The following is a 16,723-nucleotide window of genomic DNA, read 5'->3' as shown; positions in this document are numbered from 1 at the left end:
ACCGGCGGGATGAAGGTCCCGCCGGTTTCTTCGTGCCAGGAACATTCCCGCTTTTCTTCGAATCGCGAAAACGCTCTGTCTGTTTGTTTTTAAGCAATTCCGGGCGCAAAACCGCTTCGCACTTTTTGTTGGAATTGCTCTAGTGGCCCGAGGCCCTGCTCCTTTGCCGCGCCCGGCGAGAGAACATGTTGAGCACCTCGACAAGGGCCGAGAAGGCCATCGCAGCGTAGACGTAGCCCTTCGGCACATGGAAGCCCATGCCTTCGGCGATCAGTGTCGTGCCGATCATCAGGAGGAAGGCGAGCGCCAGCATGACGATCGTCGGGTTCTTCTCGATGAAATTGGCGAGCGGCGTGGCCGCAAGCAGCATGACCGTGACGGCGACGAGGACGGCGACAACCATGATCGGCAAGTGCGGCGTCATGCCGACGGCGGTGATGATGCTGTCGATGGAGAAGACGAGGTCGAGCAGCAGGATCTGGCCGATCGCCGCCGTGAAGGTCGTCGAGGCCGCGCCGCCCATCATGTCTTCCTTGTGGTCGATGGGGTCGACATTGTGGTGGATTTCCTTCGTCGCCTTCCAGACGAGGAATAGGCCGCCGGCGATCAGGATCATGTCCTTCCAGGAGAAGCCATGGCCGAAGGCCTCGAAGACCGGAGTGGTGAGCTGGACGATCCAGGCAATGGTGCCGAGCAGCGCAAGGCGCATGATGAGCGCGAGGCCGATGCCGATACGGCGGGCCCTTTCGCGATGCTCGGGGGCAGCTTGTTCGTCAGGATCGAGATGAAGATAAGGTTGTCGATGCCGAGAACGACCTCCATCACGACGAGCGTGACGAGGGCTACCCACGCGGCCGGGTCTTGCATGAGCGCAAGAATGCTGTCCATCCGGTCTTCCTCTCCAAGATACGGGTTGAGAATGGACCTTCGTATTTATGCGGAATTTGACTGCTGACAAGCTGACCGCCTGCCGTTCGGGCGGATATCACGATTTCGTCATCTGATGACCGCCGCCCGCGTCTTCAGGGCTTTGCGCCATAAGCTGCGAGAAAGACCCTTATGGCCGAGGCGACGTTCTGTTCGATCACGGCCTTCTGCGGCACCTCTTCCATCGCGCCGAAGATGCGGGGCTTGAAAAGGCCGACCGTGGTGAGTTCGATGAACTGCTTGGCCGTCTGGGTCGTGTCGTCCGAAACGATGGTGCCGGCCGCTACCTGTCGGTCGAGATATTCCTGCAGCACCGAGACCGGGTTGATCGGCGTTGCGGAGAAGAAGCGGCTACAGAGTTTCGGCAGGCGATGGTTGGCGGCGATCACCATGCGCATGGCGCGGATCGTCTGGTCCGCCGTCATGTGCGTGGCGAAGAGCAGGCCGAATTCCATCAGCGTTTCGGCGATCGGCCGCCTGCCGTCGAGCACATGGCGCACCGTTTCGGTGATCCGCCGGCGCTCGCGCTCGATCATCGAGCCGAACAGGTCTTCCTTGTTCTCGAAATAGACGTAGATCGTGCCCTTGGAGACGCCGGCCGCGCGCGTGATGTCGTTCATGCTGGCGGCTTCGAAGCCCTCTTCCATGAACACGCGTTTCGCGCCATCGAGAATCTGCTCGCGCTTGGCAGGGTCCTCGCCGGCAATGCGGCGGCCCGTTTGCGGGGTGCGCGATTTTTCTTCCGTCGTCTGCATCTCCGTTCCCGTGTTCGAGACCTGGCGTCAACCATTTCGAACCGTTCGGTTCGATTTCCACTTGATATGCGCGAGAAAGGAGTCTATGTCAAATCGAACCGAACGGTTCAGTTCGGAAATCTATCCCAGAGATGGTGGCAAATCCATGTCGACTTCCCATGGCGCCGGCACGGCGAAGGTTCGTCCGGTCAACGATGATTTCGAGGCCGAGACCGCCGAGGCGCGGCCGGCGACCACCGCAGAGACGGCACCCGCCGCCGTTGCCCAGCCGGCAGAGCCGAAGAAGGGTGGCCGGCGCCTTGTGCTGCCGATCCTCGCCGTTGCCCTCATCGCCGCAGGCGGGTGGTACGGCCACGAATGGTGGACGAACGGCCGCTTCATGATCTCGACGGACGACGCCTATATCGAGGGCGACATCGCCTCCATCTCCCCCAAGGTTTCCGGCTATGTGGCCATGGTCAACGCCGTCGCCAACCAGACGGTGAAGGCCGGCGATCCGCTCGTCACGCTCGATGACGGCGACTACCGGCTCGCCCGCGAGCAGGCCGAGGCGCAGATCGCGACGCAGAAGCTTTCGCTCGGCCGCATCGATGCGCAGATCGAAGGCGCCAGGGCGAGCCTTGCCCAGGCCGATGCCCAGAAGACGGCCTACCAGGCCGCCCTCAGCGGTGCGGAGGTCGCTGAAAAGCGCGCCAAGGAGCTGAATGCCAAGGCCGTCGGCACCACCGCCTCGCTCGACAGCGCCACCGTGGCGCTGGACCAGGCCAAGGCCAATCTCGTCGGCGCGGATGCCAATATCGTTGCCGCCAGGGCGGCCATCACGGTGCTCGAGGCGCAACGCGCGGAGGCCGAAAGCCAGATCCGCACGCTGGAGCTTGCCCGCGACAAGGCCGAGCGCGACCTCGGCTTCACCGTGCTGAAGGCGCCCTATGACGGCGTCGTCGGCAATATTTCCGTGCAGGTCGGCGACCTCGTCTCGGCCGGCCAGCGTCTTGCCGCCCTCGTTCCGGTGAAGGACCTCTATGTCGAGGCGAACTTCAAGGAAACGCAGATCGCCCATCTGGTGCCGGGCTCGAAGGTGCATCTGCATGTCGATGCCTTCGAGGATGACGACATCGTCGGCATCGTGGATTCGATCGCGCCGGCCTCCGGCTCGGTCTTCTCGCTGCTGCCGGCGGAGAACGCCACCGGCAACTTCACCAAGGTCACGCAGCGCGTGCCGGTCCGCATCGCCATCCCGCGGGACGCGCTGGATACCGGCAAGCTGCGCGCCGGCCTCAGTGTCGTCGTCGATGTCGACAGCCGCACGGCGCCCCAGGGCACGGCGGTGGCTGCCAAGGCCGAGTAGAGACCTTAAGCAAAGGAGCGCGGGCGATGGCCGCGACCGCTCAACCGGCAGCAGGCGCCCTGACGGCGGCGCCCGCGCAGGCCGACAAGGTTCCCGTCCGCCGCGTCGTCGCGTTCTTCGCGATGGTCTTCGGCATGTTCATGTCGATCCTCGACATCCAGATCGTCTCCGCCTCGCTCTCGGAGATCCAGGCCGGCCTTGGCGCGGGCGCCGACGAGATCGCCTGGGTGCAGACCTCCTATCTCATCGCCGAGGTCATCATGATCCCGCTGTCGGGCACGCTGGCGCGCATCGTCTCGACGCGCGTGCTCTTCGCCTTCTCGGCCGCCGGTTTCACCGTGGCGAGTGCGCTTGCCGCGACCGCCACGAACATCGACCAGATGATTGTCTACCGCGCCATCCAGGGCTTCATCGGCGGCGGCATGATCCCCTCGGTCTTCGCGGCCGCCTTCACCATCTTCCCGCCCTCCAAGCGGTCCGTCGTCTCGCCGATGATCGGCCTCGTCGCCACGCTTGCCCCGACCATCGGCCCGACGGTCGGCGGTTATCTCAGCCACGCCTTCTCCTGGCACTGGCTCTTCCTCGTCAACATCATCCCGGGCATCATCGTCACGGTGCTGACCTGGAACCTCATCGACTTCGACAAGCCGGAATTCAGCCTGATGAAGCGCTTCGACTGGTGGGGCCTCATCTCCATGGCGGTGTTCCTCGGCTCGCTCGAATATGTGCTGGAAGAGGGCAACAACAAGGACTGGTTCAGCGACGAGCATATCGTCATGGGATCCGTCGCCGTCGTGGTCGGCGCCGTGGTCTTCTTCTGGCGGGCCTTCAAGGTGCCGTTTCCGGTGGTGGACCTGCGCGCCTTCGCGAACCGCAACTTCGCCTTCGGCTCGATCTTCTCCTTCACCATGGGCATCGGCCTCTACGGCCTCACCTATCTCTACCCGCTCTATCTGGCGCGCATCCGCGGCTACGATTCGCTGATGATCGGCGAGACGCTGTTCATCTCCGGCCTTGCCATGTTCTGCACGGCGCCGATTGCCGGCATGATGTCGTCGCGGCTCGATCCGCGCGTCATGATGATGATGGGCTTCGGCGGTTTTGCGCTCGGCACCTGGTCGATGACGCAGCTTACCGCCGACTGGGATTTCTACGAACTGCTCGTGCCGCAGATCCTGCGCGGCGTCTCGCTGATGATCTGCATGGTGCCGATCAACAACGTGGCGCTCGGCACGCTGTCGCCCGACCGCATCCGCAACGCCTCCGGCCTCTTCAACCTGACGCGCAATCTCGGCGGCGCCGTGGGGCTGGCGGTCATCAACACGATCCTCACCCAGCGCTCGCAGGAACACTACCTGCGCCTTTCCGAGCATGTGCAGTGGGGCAATCCCGAGGCCGTCGAGCGCATGAACAGCATGGCCGCCAATTACAGCGCCCATGGCCTCGACGGGCCTACCATTGCCATCAAGCAGATGGCCGGCATGGTGCAGCAGCAGGCCTATATCCTGTCCTTCATCGATGTCTTCGTGCTGCTCACCGGCCTTTTCGCGACGCTCATCGTCTGCGTGCTGGCGATCCGCAAGCCGCAGGGTGCGGTGCGGGGCGGCGGCGGGCATTGAAGGTCGTCAGACGGTGAGGGTTCCGCTCATCACGGACACGCAGGCACCGGCGACATGCACGGTCCTTTCGTCCTCGACCTCGACGGACAGCAGGCTCGGCCGCCCCATGTCGATGCCCTGCGCCACCTCGAAGCGCCGTGGTGCGGTCTTCTCCAGCGTGGCGAGGAGGGCGCAGGTCGCGGCCGTGGCGCTGCCGGTGGCGGGATCTTCCGGCAGTCCGTCGAAGGGGGCGAACATGCGGGCGGTGAAATCCACCGCGCCGTCATCCGCCTGCAATTCTCGGCAATAGAGGTAGATCGCATCGGCACCATCCGCGGGCAGGATGGTGGAGAAGGCTGCCATGTCCGGCTTGGCGCGCCGCAACGCCGCCCGTGTCGCGACTTCGACGACGAGGAACGGCAGGCCAACCGAGGCGATACAGGGCGGATGAACCCCGCTTGCGATATCCGCCTGCTCAAGCGAAAGACAAGCGGCAACGCTGGCAGGGGCAAACGAACGCCCGATCGAAAGCGCCTGCGGTGCCGTCAGTTGCACCCGATCGACCTTTCCCTCCACCCGCAGGATCCGAACCGGCACGAGCCCGGCCGCTTCCTCGAAGGTGAATTCGCTCACGGCTTCGGCACCCTCGGCCGTCGCCAACGCATAGGCCGTGCCGACATTGGGGTGGCCGGCGAAGGGCACTTCCACAGTAGGCGTGAAGATGCGCACATGCGCGCTATGCCGGTCGCTCCTGGGGCGCAGCACGAAGGTCGTATGGGAATAGTTGAATTCCCGGGCGATCGCCTGCATCTGTTCAGTCGTCAGTGCGTCGGCATCGAGCACCACGGCGAGCGGATTGCCGCCGAAGCGGGTTCGGGTGAACACATCGAGCGTGTGAAAGGGCAGCTTCATCGACCGGCTCCAAAGAGCTTGGTGGTAGCAAGTTCGCCGGAACTGCTCAAGGTGCTGCGGGTTCTGTCGGCCGGGGGGCATGCTGTTCCGCACTACGGGGCGTCCGTCCGTCCGGAGCGTACCTTTCGATGTCCGGCTGGGCGGCTTCGAGCGCTGGAAATATCGGGTGCGATCACCTTAATCCATGCCGTGAACAGGCGCTTTCCGGGCTGAGAAATCGGCTTGGATCGTCCGCGTGAAAATTTCTGATTTACGTACATCAGAAATTCCTCTATGGGTCTCGGCACGGAGGAGAGATGAGACCCACGGTTCACGATATTGCCGACACGGCGGGCGTCAGCCTGGCGACCGTCGACCGCGTGCTGAACGACCGTCCGGGCGTTCGCGGCGTGACGCGCGCTAAGGTCGAGGCGGCGATTGCGGCGCTCGGCTACGTTCGCGACGTGGCGGCGGCGAACCTTGCCAAGAGCCGGGTCTACCCCCTCGTCTTCATCCTGCCGGAGGGCGACAATCCCTTCATGCGCGGGCTTGAGGCCGAGGTGCGCCGCGCCGGCCTGCATTCGGCGAGCGAGCGCACCCGGTTGTCGGTCGTCACCGTTCCCGCCTTCGATGCCGGCGCGCTGGCGCAGGCCATCGACGGCGCCATTGCCGAAAATGTGTCCGGCATCGCCGTCGTCGCGGTGGACGCACCGGAGGTTTCCACGGCTGTCGGCCGGGCGCATGCGGCCGGCATTCCCCTCGTCACGCTGGTTTCCGACCTTGCCGGTTCCGGCCGCGATCATTTCGTCGGCGTCGACAACATTGCCGCAGGCCGCACGGCCGGCAGCCTGATGGGACGGTTCCTCGGCGGCCGGCCCGGCCCCGTCGCGGTGCTCGCCGGCTCGATGCGCGTGCGGGATCATCGCGAACGCCTGGAGGGGTTTTGCGCCGCGATGGCGGAGATGCCCGTTGCCCGCGCGATCCTGCCGGTTCTGGAGGGCCAGGACGATCCCGCGCGTTCCCGCGCGCTGATGTCCGAGTGCCTTGCCGCCGTTCCGGACCTTGCCGGCGTCTACAGCCTCGGCGCCGGCAACCAGGGCCTCGTCGCGGCGCTTGCCGACGGCGAGCGCGACGATATCTGCGTGATCGCCCACGAACTGACGGCCCATACCCGCGCCGCGCTCGAAACCGGCACCATCGATGCCGTGCTCAACCAGGATGCCGGCCACGAGGTGCGCAGCGCCATCCGCGTGCTGCGCGCCAAGGCGGACGGCCTGCCCGTCATCGCGGCGCAGGAGCGCATCCGTCTCGAAATCTTCATCAAGGACAACCTCCCGGCCGGCCCGGACGAGGATGACGGCAACTAGGGAGAACGCCATGTATCTCGGGATCGACCTCGGCACGTCGAGCGTCAAGGCCATGCTGATCGATGCGGAGCAGACGGTCGTCGGCTCGGCCTCCAGCACGGAGGTGAAGACCGCGCGGCCGCAGGCCGGCTGGTCCGAGCAGGACCCGGCGGACTGGATCCGCGCGACGGAGGAGGCGATCGCCGGCCTTCGCGCCGCCCATCCTGCCGCGCTTGCCGCCGTGCGCGGCATCGGCCTTTCCGGCCACATGCACGGCGCGACGCTGCTCGACGCCGAGGACAGGGTGCTGCGCCCCTGCATCATGTGGAACGACACGCGCAGCCATCGTGAGGCGGCGGCGCTCGATGCGGATCCACGCTTTCGCAGGATCACCGGCAACATCGTCTTTCCCGGCTTCACGGCGCCGAAACTCGCCTGGGTGAAGAACAACGAGCCGGATATCTTCGCGAAGGTCCGTTGGGTCCTGCTGCCGAAGGATTTTCTGCGCGTCTGGCTCACCGGCGAGCATATGTCGGAAATGTCGGATTCGGCCGGCACCTCGTGGCTCGATACGGGCGCGCGCAAATGGTCCGGTGAGCTGCTTGCCGCGACGGGGCTTGACGAGCGCCAGATGCCGGCGCTGGTGGAAGGCACGGAGGCCGCCGGCATCCTGCGGCCGGAGCTTGCGGCACGATGGGGCCTTGGCGCCGGTGTCGTCGTTGCCGGCGGGGCGGGGGACAATGCGGCCTCGGCCTGCGGTATGGGCACGGTACGCGAGGGGGCGGCCTTCGTTTCGCTCGGCACGTCGGGTGTGCTCTTTGCGGCCAATGCCAGCTACCTGCCGAACCCGGAAAGCGCCGTGCACGCCTTCTGCCATGCGCTGCCCGCCACCTGGCACCAGATGGGCGTCATCCTCTCGGCCACCGATGCGCTCAACTGGCATTCGCGCGTCACCGGAGCCTCCGCCGCCGATCTCACCGGGGAACTCGGCGATGCGCTGAAGGCGCCGTCCGGCGTCACCTTCCTGCCCTATCTCTCGGGCGAGCGTACGCCGCACAACGATGCGGCGATCCGCGGCGCCTTTCTCGGCCTAGGCCACGAGAGCAGCCGCATAGTGCTGACGCAGGCCGTGCTCGAAGGCGTTTCCTTCGCCATCCGCGACAGCCTGGAAGCGCTGAAATCCGCCGGCACGGCGCTCACCCGCGTCACCGCCATCGGCGGCGGCTCGCGCTCGCGCTACTGGCTGAAATCGATCGCCACCGCACTGAACCTGCCCGTCGACCTGCCGGCGGACGGCGATTTCGGCGCCGCTTTCGGCGCCGCCCGCCTCGGCCTCGTCGCGGCAACCGGCGCGGACCCCGTTGCGGTCTGCAGCGCGCCGGCCACGGCCGAGACGATCGAACCCGAGACGGCGCTGACCGCCGCCTACGAGGACGCCTACCAGCGCTATCGCCGCCTCTACCCGGCGATCCGCGCCGCCTACTGACCAGCAAACACACAAGAGGAGACACCCATGGCCACCGGCTTCTTCGGCGACATCGCCAGGATCAAATATGAAGGCCCCGACAGCACCAACCCGCTCGCCTTCCGCCACTACAATCCCGACGAGATCGTGCTGGGCAAGCGCATGGAGGATCACCTGCGCTTTGCCGTCGCCTATTGGCACACCTTCGTCTGGCCGGGCGGCGACCCCTTCGGCGGGCAGACCTTCGAGCGTCCGTGGTTCGAGGATTCCATGCAGGCGGCGAAGCTGAAGGCCGACGTCGCCTTCGAATTCTTCCAGTTGCTCGGGGTGCCCTTCTACTGCTTCCACGATGCGGACGTGCGGCCGGAAGGCCGGGACTTCGTCGAGAACACGAAGAACCTCAACGAGATCGTCGACTACTTTGAAAAGAAGCAGGCCGAGACGGACGTGAAGCTGCTGTGGGGCACGGCGAACCTCTTCTCCAACCGTCGCTACATGGGGGGCGCGGCAACCAATCCCGATCCGGATGTCTTCGCCTTCGCCGCGGCGACGGTGAAGACCTGCATCGACGCCACGCATCGCCTCGGCGGCGACAACTATGTGTTGTGGGGCGGCCGCGAAGGCTACGAGACCCTGCTCAACACCAATCTCGGCCAGGAGCTCGACCAGCTCGGCCGCTTCGTCAACATGGTCGTCGAATACAAGCACAAGATCGGCTTCAAGGGCGCGATCCTCATCGAGCCGAAGCCGCAGGAACCGACCAAGCACCAGTACGATTACGACGTCGCGACGGTCTACGGCTTCCTGAAGAAGTACGGCCTGGAAAACGAGGTGAAGGTCAATATCGAGCAGGGCCACGCGATCCTCGCCGGCCATTCCTTCGAGCATGAACTGGCGCTCGCCAACGCGCTCGGCATCTTCGGTTCGATCGACATGAACCGCAACGACTACCAGTCCGGCTGGGACACCGACCAGTTCCCCAACAATGTGCCGGAAATGGCGCTTGCCTTCTACCAGGTGCTTTCCGGCGGCGGTTTCACCACCGGCGGCACGAACTTCGACGCCAAGCTGCGTCGCCAGTCGATCGATCCGGCGGACCTCCTGATCGGTCATATCGGCGGCATGGATTGCTGCGCGCGCGGCCTGAAGGCCGCGGCCCGCATGATCGAGGACAAGGCGCTGTCCGGGCCGCTCGCCGAGCGCTATGCCGGCTGGCAGACGCCGGATGCGCAGAAGGTGTTGTCCGGTGGTTCCTCGCTGGAGGCGCTGGAGGCCTACGTTCTTGCCGGCGGCATCAACCCGCAGCCGCGCTCCGGCAAGCAGGAACTGCTGGAAAACGTGGTCAACCGCTACGTCTGAGCCGGTCGACGGGCTCCCGCCGCGGATCGGCGTGGGGGCCTTGCAGACCGCATGGAACCATCTGGAGGCCCCGGTTTGACCGGGGCCTTTGTTGTTTTGCGAGCTTATGCAGGTTTGGTGTCATGTCGGTGGTGCGCCTGCCGTCATCCGCCCGCTGACTCCGAAGGAATGTTTGGCGACGCATCGGTGCTTTCGCATCATGCCGGGGGTGCCCGTTCACGCATGCGATCGAGTGTTTCTTCATCGAGATGCCTTTGGATGCACCTCTGGTTGGGGACGTAAAAGTGCGCTGCCTCACGTAAGGTTAGTTATACTTCACGTTGCGTGAGATTGTATTGTGGTTCCAGCATTTTAATTGCTATACTTCATAATAATAAGTGGAACTTATCACAAAAAGCCATAATTTTCTGGCTTTTCGTCAAATTCTATAAAGTATTGCCGCTCTATTCATAGTTGTTTATTTACCATCCCTCGCGGAGAATCGTCGGCGATCGGAAGCTAGGCCCCTGATTCGGAGCTGGGCATCAATCAGCACTCCAACCGCACGAGGATATTTCGGATGTCAGCGCAGGATGCCAAGACCCAGCAATTGAATGAGCGTCTCTCCTTCGTCGAACTCGATGACGGCCAGCGCGAGGCGCTGAAGCGCGCGCTGCCGACGATCTCCGCGTCACTCGATGGCGCCCTCGACATCTTCTACCGCAAGGCTCGCGCCACGCCCGAGACGGCGCGATTCTTCTCCAGCGAGGCCCATATCCAGAGCGCCAAGGGGCGGCAGGTCAAGCATTGGGAGCTGATCGGCTCGGCGCGTTTCGATACGCAATATGTCGATGCCGTCACGATGATCGGCAAGACGCATGCCCGCCTCGGCCTGGAGCCGCGCTGGTATATCGGCGGTTACGCGCTGATCCTCGAGGCGATCGTCGAGAGCGTCATCGCAAAACATCTCGAAGGGTTCATCTACCGCAAGAAGGCGGCCGCGCTCGGCGAGGAGATCTCGGCCATCGTCAAGGCCGCGCTCGTCGACATGGACTACGCCATCTCCGTCTATCTGGAGGCCCTGCAGGAGGAGCGCGAGAAGGCGGAGGCCGAACGGCAGGTGCTGAATGCCGAGCAGGAAGAGGCGCTGGCTGCGCTCGACACCTCGCTCACCCGCCTTGCAGGCGGCGACCTCACGGCCTCGATCAGCAAGCCGCTCGCCCCGCAGTTCGAGCGCTTGCGCTCCAATTTCAACGGGGCGATCGAGAAGCTGGACGACACGCTCGGCGCCATCGTCACGGCGGCGGACGATGCGGCCGGCAATTCCGGCGAACTGGTGAATGCCACGGACGACATGGCCAAGCGCACCGAGCAGCAGGCGGCGTCTCTTGAAGAGACCGCTGCGGCCGTAGAGGAAATCACCACCATTTCCCGCGAGGCCGCGCAGCGTGCGGAAGAGGCCCGCCGCGTCGTCGGCAGCGCCACGGACGAGGCCCGGCGCTCCGGCCAGATCGTCGAACAGGCAGTCTCCGCGATGGGCGCCATCCAGGACTCTTCCGGAAAGATCACGCAGATCATCAGCGTCATCGACCAGATCTCGTTCCAGACCAATCTCCTGGCGCTCAATGCCGGCGTCGAGGCGGCCCGGGCGGGCGAGGCGGGCAAGGGCTTTGCCGTCGTGGCGCAGGAGGTGCGCGAACTCGCGCAGAAATCCGCGGATGCGGCCAGGGAGATCAAGGTTCTGATCGACAAGTCCTTCGAGGACGTGCAGCTCGGCGTATCGCTGGTCAACAAGACGGGCGAGGCGCTGCATCATATCGGCGAGCAGGTCGTGCACATCAACGCGCATATCGATGCCATCGCCAGCTCCGCCCGCGAGCAGTCGGCCGGCATTTCCGAGATCAACACGGCCGTCGGCAGCATGGACCAGATGACCCAGCAGAATGCGGCGATGGTCGAGGAGACCAATGCTGCCACACATAATCTCATGCAGATCAGCACGACGCTGAAGAGTCTCGTCGACCGCTTCACGGTCTCGGCCGAACGCAGCCAGCGGACGGCACGGCCGACCCAGCGCCGCTACGGCTAGGGCTGGCGGCGTGCGTGCCTGGATCGAGGGCTTCTACCGTTTCTGAAACCGTCGCGATGGCGCGGAGACCGAATTGCGCACGATCAGATCCGGCCGGAGCAGGATTTCCGTGTCAGTCGGTTCGCTGTCGGAGAGAAGCTCGAACAGCAGCGCCATGGCGCTCTTGCCGATCGCGGTGCGCGGCTGGCGGATCGTGGTGAGCGCGGGCGTCATGAAGCTCGCCTGCGGCACGTCGTCGAAGCCGGTGACGGAAAAGTCGGTCGGAATGTCATAGCCGCGCGCGCCGAGGCCGATCATCACGCCGATCGCCGTCTGGTCGTTGACGCACATGAAGGCGCTCGGCAGCGTGTCGCGCATGAAGAGCTGCTCGAGCGCGAGGCGCCCGCTCTCGATCGTGCCGTCGCCCTCCAGGATGATGCGCTCGCCGGCCGGCACGCCCGCGGCGTCGAGCCCGGCATCATAGCCCTGGCGGCGCCGGCTATAGGCAAGGCGCGTGCGCGAATCGCCGATGAAGGCGATCTTGCGGTGTCCCTCGGCAATGAGGAGATCGACCGCCTTGCGCGCCCCTTCGATGTCGTCGACGCCGACATAGGGAATGCCGCCGTTGTAGACCGGCTCGAAGACGCCAACGCTGGGCGGCAGGCGGGCCGTCATGGATTGGTGGCCGAAGGGCAGGATGCCGGTGAAGAGGATCAGCCCGGCCGCCTGGTTGGAATTCAGGAACTTCAGATATTCGAGGCCGCGCTGCGGATCGTTCTGCGTATGGCCGATCAGGATGCCGTAACCGTGCGCGCGCGCCTCGTTCTCCAGGCCGACAAGGATGTTGGAGAAGTTCGGGTCGCCGATGTCGGGCGCCACGACGAGGATCATGTTCGACCGGCCGAGGCGCAGGCTGCGCGCCATCGCATTGGTCGTATAGCCGGTGATCGCGATCGCCTGGTTGACCTTCAGCCGCGTCGAATTCGCCACCTTTTCCGGCGTGTGGATCGCCCGCGATACGGTCGCGATCGAGACCTGCGCGATGCGCGCAACATCCTCGATCGTGGCGGGGCTGGACGTCGACAAACTGGCTCTCACTCGGCACGGGCAAGTCCGGCGGGGGTGCGAAGCGCAGCATCCGGAATTGCATTAACAAACGAAGTGCGGGGGACACTACACAGACTGGACTGAGGGTCAAACGGCGCTTGGTGAAAATTCCTGATATCCCATGATGTAAACCTTTACATGGATCGTGTAAAGGTTTACATCACTTCTCAAGCGGTCGAGGAGCCGCAGGGAGGAAATCATGAATCCGGACGCTGCCGACGGGGCTCCCGTCGTTCTCGCTGCACGCCGCATCGCCAAGTCTTTCAATGGCGTGCAGGTGCTGTTCAGCGTCAATTTCGAGCTGCGCGCCGGTGAGATCCATGCCCTGATGGGCGAGAACGGCGCGGGCAAGTCGACGCTCGTGAAGATTCTCTCCGGCTTCGAGCAGCCGACATCGGGGGAGATCCTTCTCGACGGCCAGCCGGTCAAGCTGCCGCCGAACGGCCAGGCCGAGCAGCTCGGCATCGTCATCATCCACCAGGAATTCAACCTCGCCGAACACCTGACCGTCACCGAGAGCCTGTTTCTCGGCCGGGAAGTGACGCGCTACGGCGTGCTCGACCGGAAATTCATGCGCGCCGAAACGCGCCGCGTGCTCGACCAGCTCGGCTCCCATGTCGACGAGAACGCTCTGATCAGCTCGCTCTCCATCGCCGACAAGCAGATGGTGGAGATCGCCAAGGCGATCAGCCGCGATGCGCGCATCATCTTCATGGACGAGCCGACGGCCGTTTTGTCGCGCGAGGAGACCAACTATCTCTTCCGCCAGGTGCGCAAATTGCGCGAGGAGGGCACCTCCTTCGTCTTCGTCTCGCACAAGCTGGACGAGGTGATGGAACTCACCGACCGGGTCACGGTGCTGCGCGACGGGCAATGGGTGAAGACCGCGCCCACCGCCATTCTCGACGGCGAATCGATCGCGCAGTTGATGGTCGGCCGCGAGCTTTCCAGCCTCTACCCGTCCAAGCAGGAGCCGAGCGTCGACGAAGAGGTGACGCTCGCCGTGGCGGGCCTTTCGACCCATTATGTCAAGGACGCGAGCTTCGAGGTGCGCAAGGGCGAGATTCTCGGTTTTTCCGGGCTGATCGGCTCCGGGCGCTCGGAATTGATGGAGGCCGTGGCGGGGCTTCGCTCGCGCCTTTCCGGCGAGGTCTCCGTGCGCGGCGAAAGCGTGCCGGGCGGCGATGTTCATGCCGCCAACCGCGTCGGCATCGCCTATATGACGAAGGACCGCAAGCACAAGGGCCTGCTCCTGAACTCCCGCATGACGGCGAACCTCACGCTGCAATCGCTGGATAAGCACGGTCATTACGGTTACCTCAGCCCGAAGAGCGAGGCGGAGGCGCTGGAGCGTGCGCGCCGGCGCTTCGATATCCGCGTGCGCGACGGCCGCGTCGTCGCCGGCCGCATGTCGGGCGGCAACCAGCAGAAGCTGCTGCTCGCCAAGGTCATGGAGACCGAGCCCGACGTCATCATCATCGACGAGCCGACACGCGGCATCGATGTCGGCACCAAGCAGCAGATCTACCATTTCATCTCGGCGCTCGCCCGCGACGGCAAGTCGATCATCGTCGTCTCTTCCGAGATGCCGGAGATCATCGGCCTGTGCACCCGCGTCGCGGTGATGCGGGAAGGGCGGATCGTCGGCATTCTCGAAGGCGAGGAGATCTCCGAGCAGGAGATCATGCGCTATTCGGCAGGGTTGAAGAAGAAGTCCGCTGCCTGAGCCTTGCGCCGGCGGCATCACACAGAATTCAAGGTTGGGGACGGACATGACGGCAAGCGAAGACGCGGTCGAAACGAAGGGCAAGGGCCGCAGCTGGCGGGATGTCGACCTGAGGGCCGTCGCGCCCTTCGCGGCGCTGGCCCTGCTGCTCATTGTCGGCGCGCTGGTGAACCCCAACTTCATCGGTTTCACCAACCTGGCGAACGTGGCGACGCGCAGCGCCTTCATCGCGATCATCGCGGTCGGCGCCACCTTCGTCATCTCGTCCGGCGACCTCGACCTGTCGGTCGGCGCCATGGTCGCCTTCGTCGCCAGCCTCATGATCCTCTTCATGAATTCCGGCGCTATCGCCGATCCCTCGCTGATGCTGACCGCCGCGATGGTCCTGACGGTCGTCATCGGCGCGGGGTGCGGCCTTCTGAACGGCCTCATCACCACCGTCGGCAAGATCGAGCCCTTCATCGCGACGCTCGGCACGATGGGCATCTATCGCGGCCTGACGACCTGGCTTTCGCAGGGCGGCGCGATCACGCTGCGCGAGCCGGAATTGCAGGCGCTCTATCGCCCGGTCTATTTCGGCTCGATCTTCGGCGTGCCGGTGCCGATCGCCGTCATCCTCGTCGTCACCGCGATTGCCGCCTTCGTGCTTTATCGCATGCGCTATGGCCGGCATGTCGTGGCGGTCGGTTCGAACAGGGATGTCGCGCGCTATTCGGGCATTCCGGTCGATCGCGTGCGCACCATCGCCTTCGTCATCCAGGGCCTGTGCGTCGCCATCGCCGTGCTGCTCTATGTGCCGCGCCTCGGCTCCACCTCGGCGACGACGGGCATCCTGTGGGAATTGCAGGCGATCACCGCGGTCGTCGTCGGCGGCACGGCGCTGAAGGGCGGGGCGGGGCGTGTCTGGGGCACGATCTGCGGCGCCTTCATTCTGGAGCTGGTCGGCAACATCATGCTGCTCTCCAACTTCATCAGCGAATACCTGATCGGGGCCATCCAGGGCGCGATCATCATCATTGCGATGCTCGTCCAGCGCTCGCTGGTGCGCAAATCGTGAGACCAGGCAGTTCCAGCCATGGAATTGCGGGGAAGTAGCCGGGTCTACAGGTCGCCCGGTCTGTGAGGAAGACCTGATTTTGGGAGGAAACTCATGCGCAAGAAACTACTGGGCCTGACGGTTGCGGCATTCGCCGTCTTCACCGGCTTTGCCCACGCACAGGAAGAGAAGAAGGTGACGATCGGCGTCTCGATCCCGGCGGCCAGCCATGGCTGGACGGCCGGCGTGATCTTCCATGCCGAGCGCGTCGCCAAGCTCCTGATGGCGAGCCATCCGGGCCTCAACATCGTCGTCAAGACCTCGCCGGATCCGGCAAGCCAGGCGAATGCCGTGCAGGACCTTGCAACGCAGGGCATCGATGCGCTCGTCATCCTGCCCACGGATCCCGATCCGCTGGTCAACGCCATCAAGGAAATCAAGGACAGCGGCACCTTCGTGGCGCTGGTCGACCGTGCGCCTAGCACGAACGACAATTCCGTGCGTGACCTCTATGTCGCCGGCAACAACTTCGCGCTCGGCCAGACGGCCGGCGAATATATCAAGGCCACGACGCCGGAAGCCGAAGTCGTCGTCATCCGCGGCATGCCGATCCCGATCGACCAGGAGCGTCAGGACGGCTTCGACAAGGGCATCGAAGGCTCGAGCGTGAAGATTCTCGATCGCCAGTACGGCAACTGGAACCGCGACGACGCCTTCAAGGTCATGCAGGACTATCTCACCAAGTACCAGAAGATCGACGTCGTCTGGTGCCAGGACGACGACATGGCCGTCGGCGTCCTGCAGGCCATCGAGCAGGCCGGCCGCACGGACATCCAGTATGTCGTGGCCGGTGCCGGCTCGAAGGACATGATCAAGAAGGTCATGGACGGCGACAAGATGATCCCCGTCGACGTGCTCTATCCGCCGGCGATGGTGGGCACCGCGCTCGAAATGACGGCCGCCAACTTCTACGGTCAGGTCCCGGTCCGCGGCGTCTACACGATCGACGCGACGCTGGTGACGAAGGACAACGCGAAGGACTTCTACTTCCCGGATTCCCCGTTCTGACCTGACGGAAACAAGCCGCCCGGGACATGATGGCCCGGGCGGTTTGACAA

The 16,723-nt window shown here is 64.6% G+C and carries 12 protein-coding genes and 1 pseudogene; 9 read left to right on the top strand and 4 right to left on the bottom strand.

Annotation, left to right across the window (positions count from 1 at the left end; translation table 11 throughout):
- Nucleotides 1–139: 139 nt before the first annotated feature.
- A pseudogene (locus tag shn_RS15820) lies at nucleotides 140–888 on the bottom strand (TerC family protein).
- Between the two features lie 134 nt (nucleotides 889–1,022).
- Nucleotides 1,023–1,682: a TetR/AcrR family transcriptional regulator gene (locus shn_RS15815; RefSeq protein ID WP_064331255.1), complete on the bottom strand. Its 660-nt coding sequence runs from the start codon at nucleotides 1,680–1,682 to the stop codon at nucleotides 1,023–1,025.
- 145 nt (nucleotides 1,683–1,827) lie between these two features.
- Between shn_RS15815 and shn_RS15810 the strand changes: the two genes are divergently transcribed.
- Both shn_RS15810 and shn_RS15805 read left to right on the top strand, forming a co-directional pair.
- Nucleotides 1,828–3,030, top strand: a complete 1,203-nt coding sequence (locus tag shn_RS15810; RefSeq protein ID WP_064331254.1) for an HlyD family secretion protein — start codon at nucleotides 1,828–1,830, stop codon at nucleotides 3,028–3,030.
- A gap of 26 nt (nucleotides 3,031–3,056) precedes the next feature.
- A complete protein-coding gene (locus shn_RS15805) occupies nucleotides 3,057–4,649 on the top strand; it encodes a DHA2 family efflux MFS transporter permease subunit (RefSeq protein ID WP_064331253.1) in 1,593 nt (530 codons plus the stop codon).
- A gap of 6 nt (nucleotides 4,650–4,655) precedes the next feature.
- Here shn_RS15805 and shn_RS15800 read toward each other — a convergent pair whose 3' ends face one another.
- A complete protein-coding gene (locus shn_RS15800; protein ID WP_064331252.1) occupies nucleotides 4,656–5,540 on the bottom strand; it encodes a PhzF family phenazine biosynthesis protein in 885 nt (294 codons plus the stop codon).
- Nucleotides 5,541–5,836: 296 nt separating this feature from the next.
- On the opposite strand from shn_RS15800, the gene shn_RS15795 reads away from it, so the two are divergent.
- The 4 genes from shn_RS15795 (at nucleotide 5,837) to shn_RS15780 (ending at nucleotide 11,757) form a co-directional block, all read left to right on the top strand.
- Entirely contained in the window at nucleotides 5,837–6,886 is a 1,050-nt protein-coding gene (locus shn_RS15795) for a LacI family DNA-binding transcriptional regulator (protein WP_064331251.1), read from the top strand.
- Between the two features lie 10 nt (nucleotides 6,887–6,896).
- Nucleotides 6,897–8,351, top strand: coding sequence for a xylulokinase (xylB, locus tag shn_RS15790; protein WP_064331250.1), 1,455 nt, complete (start codon nucleotides 6,897–6,899; stop codon nucleotides 8,349–8,351).
- A 27-nt stretch (nucleotides 8,352–8,378) separates the two neighbouring features.
- Nucleotides 8,379–9,689: a xylose isomerase gene (gene xylA, locus shn_RS15785; protein WP_064331249.1), complete on the top strand. Its 1,311-nt coding sequence runs from the start codon at nucleotides 8,379–8,381 to the stop codon at nucleotides 9,687–9,689.
- Nucleotides 9,690–10,248: 559 nt separating this feature from the next.
- Nucleotides 10,249–11,757 carry a globin-coupled sensor protein gene (locus shn_RS15780; protein ID WP_064331248.1) on the top strand — a complete coding sequence of 503 codons (1,509 nt, stop codon included), beginning with the start codon at nucleotides 10,249–10,251 and terminating at the stop codon, nucleotides 11,755–11,757.
- Nucleotides 11,758–11,790: 33 nt separating this feature from the next.
- On the opposite strand, the gene shn_RS15775 is transcribed toward shn_RS15780, so the two are convergent.
- On the bottom strand, nucleotides 11,791–12,822 hold the full coding sequence (locus shn_RS15775; RefSeq protein ID WP_064331247.1) for a LacI family DNA-binding transcriptional regulator: 1,032 nt from the start codon (nucleotides 12,820–12,822) through the stop codon (nucleotides 11,791–11,793).
- Nucleotides 12,823–13,042: 220 nt separating this feature from the next.
- Between shn_RS15775 and shn_RS15770 the strand changes: the two genes are divergently transcribed.
- The 3 genes from shn_RS15770 (at nucleotide 13,043) to shn_RS15760 (ending at nucleotide 16,673) form a co-directional block, all read left to right on the top strand.
- Nucleotides 13,043–14,569 carry a sugar ABC transporter ATP-binding protein gene (locus shn_RS15770; protein ID WP_064331246.1) on the top strand — a complete coding sequence of 509 codons (1,527 nt, stop codon included), beginning with the start codon at nucleotides 13,043–13,045 and terminating at the stop codon, nucleotides 14,567–14,569.
- Nucleotides 14,570–14,615: 46 nt separating this feature from the next.
- A complete protein-coding gene (locus shn_RS15765; protein WP_064331245.1) occupies nucleotides 14,616–15,626 on the top strand; it encodes an ABC transporter permease in 1,011 nt (336 codons plus the stop codon).
- 93 nt (nucleotides 15,627–15,719) lie between these two features.
- A complete protein-coding gene (locus shn_RS15760; RefSeq protein ID WP_064331244.1) occupies nucleotides 15,720–16,673 on the top strand; it encodes a substrate-binding domain-containing protein in 954 nt (317 codons plus the stop codon).
- Nucleotides 16,674–16,723 lie beyond the last annotated feature (50 nt).

This window comes from Shinella sp. HZN7 (assembly GCF_001652565.1).
Lineage (GTDB): Bacteria > Pseudomonadota > Alphaproteobacteria > Rhizobiales > Rhizobiaceae > Shinella > Shinella granuli.
This window is presented reverse-complemented; position numbering and strand designations above follow the sequence as displayed.

Coding starts and splice junctions, on each gene's coding strand:
- shn_RS15770 (WP_064331246.1), top strand. CDS start 13,043: ATGAATCCGGACGCTGCCGACGGGGCTCCCGTCGTTCTCGCTGCACGC.
- shn_RS15795 (WP_064331251.1), top strand. CDS start 5,837: ATGAGACCCACGGTTCACGATATTGCCGACACGGCGGGCGTCAGCCTG.
- shn_RS15800 (WP_064331252.1), bottom strand. CDS start 5,540: ATGAAGCTGCCCTTTCACACGCTCGATGTGTTCACCCGAACCCGCTTC.
- xylA (WP_064331249.1), top strand. CDS start 8,379: ATGGCCACCGGCTTCTTCGGCGACATCGCCAGGATCAAATATGAAGGC.
- xylB (WP_064331250.1), top strand. CDS start 6,897: ATGTATCTCGGGATCGACCTCGGCACGTCGAGCGTCAAGGCCATGCTG.
- shn_RS15805 (WP_064331253.1), top strand. CDS start 3,057: ATGGCCGCGACCGCTCAACCGGCAGCAGGCGCCCTGACGGCGGCGCCC.
- shn_RS15780 (WP_064331248.1), top strand. CDS start 10,249: ATGTCAGCGCAGGATGCCAAGACCCAGCAATTGAATGAGCGTCTCTCC.
- shn_RS15765 (WP_064331245.1), top strand. CDS start 14,616: ATGACGGCAAGCGAAGACGCGGTCGAAACGAAGGGCAAGGGCCGCAGC.
- shn_RS15815 (WP_064331255.1), bottom strand. CDS start 1,682: ATGCAGACGACGGAAGAAAAATCGCGCACCCCGCAAACGGGCCGCCGC.
- shn_RS15810 (WP_064331254.1), top strand. CDS start 1,828: ATGTCGACTTCCCATGGCGCCGGCACGGCGAAGGTTCGTCCGGTCAAC.
- shn_RS15760 (WP_064331244.1), top strand. CDS start 15,720: ATGCGCAAGAAACTACTGGGCCTGACGGTTGCGGCATTCGCCGTCTTC.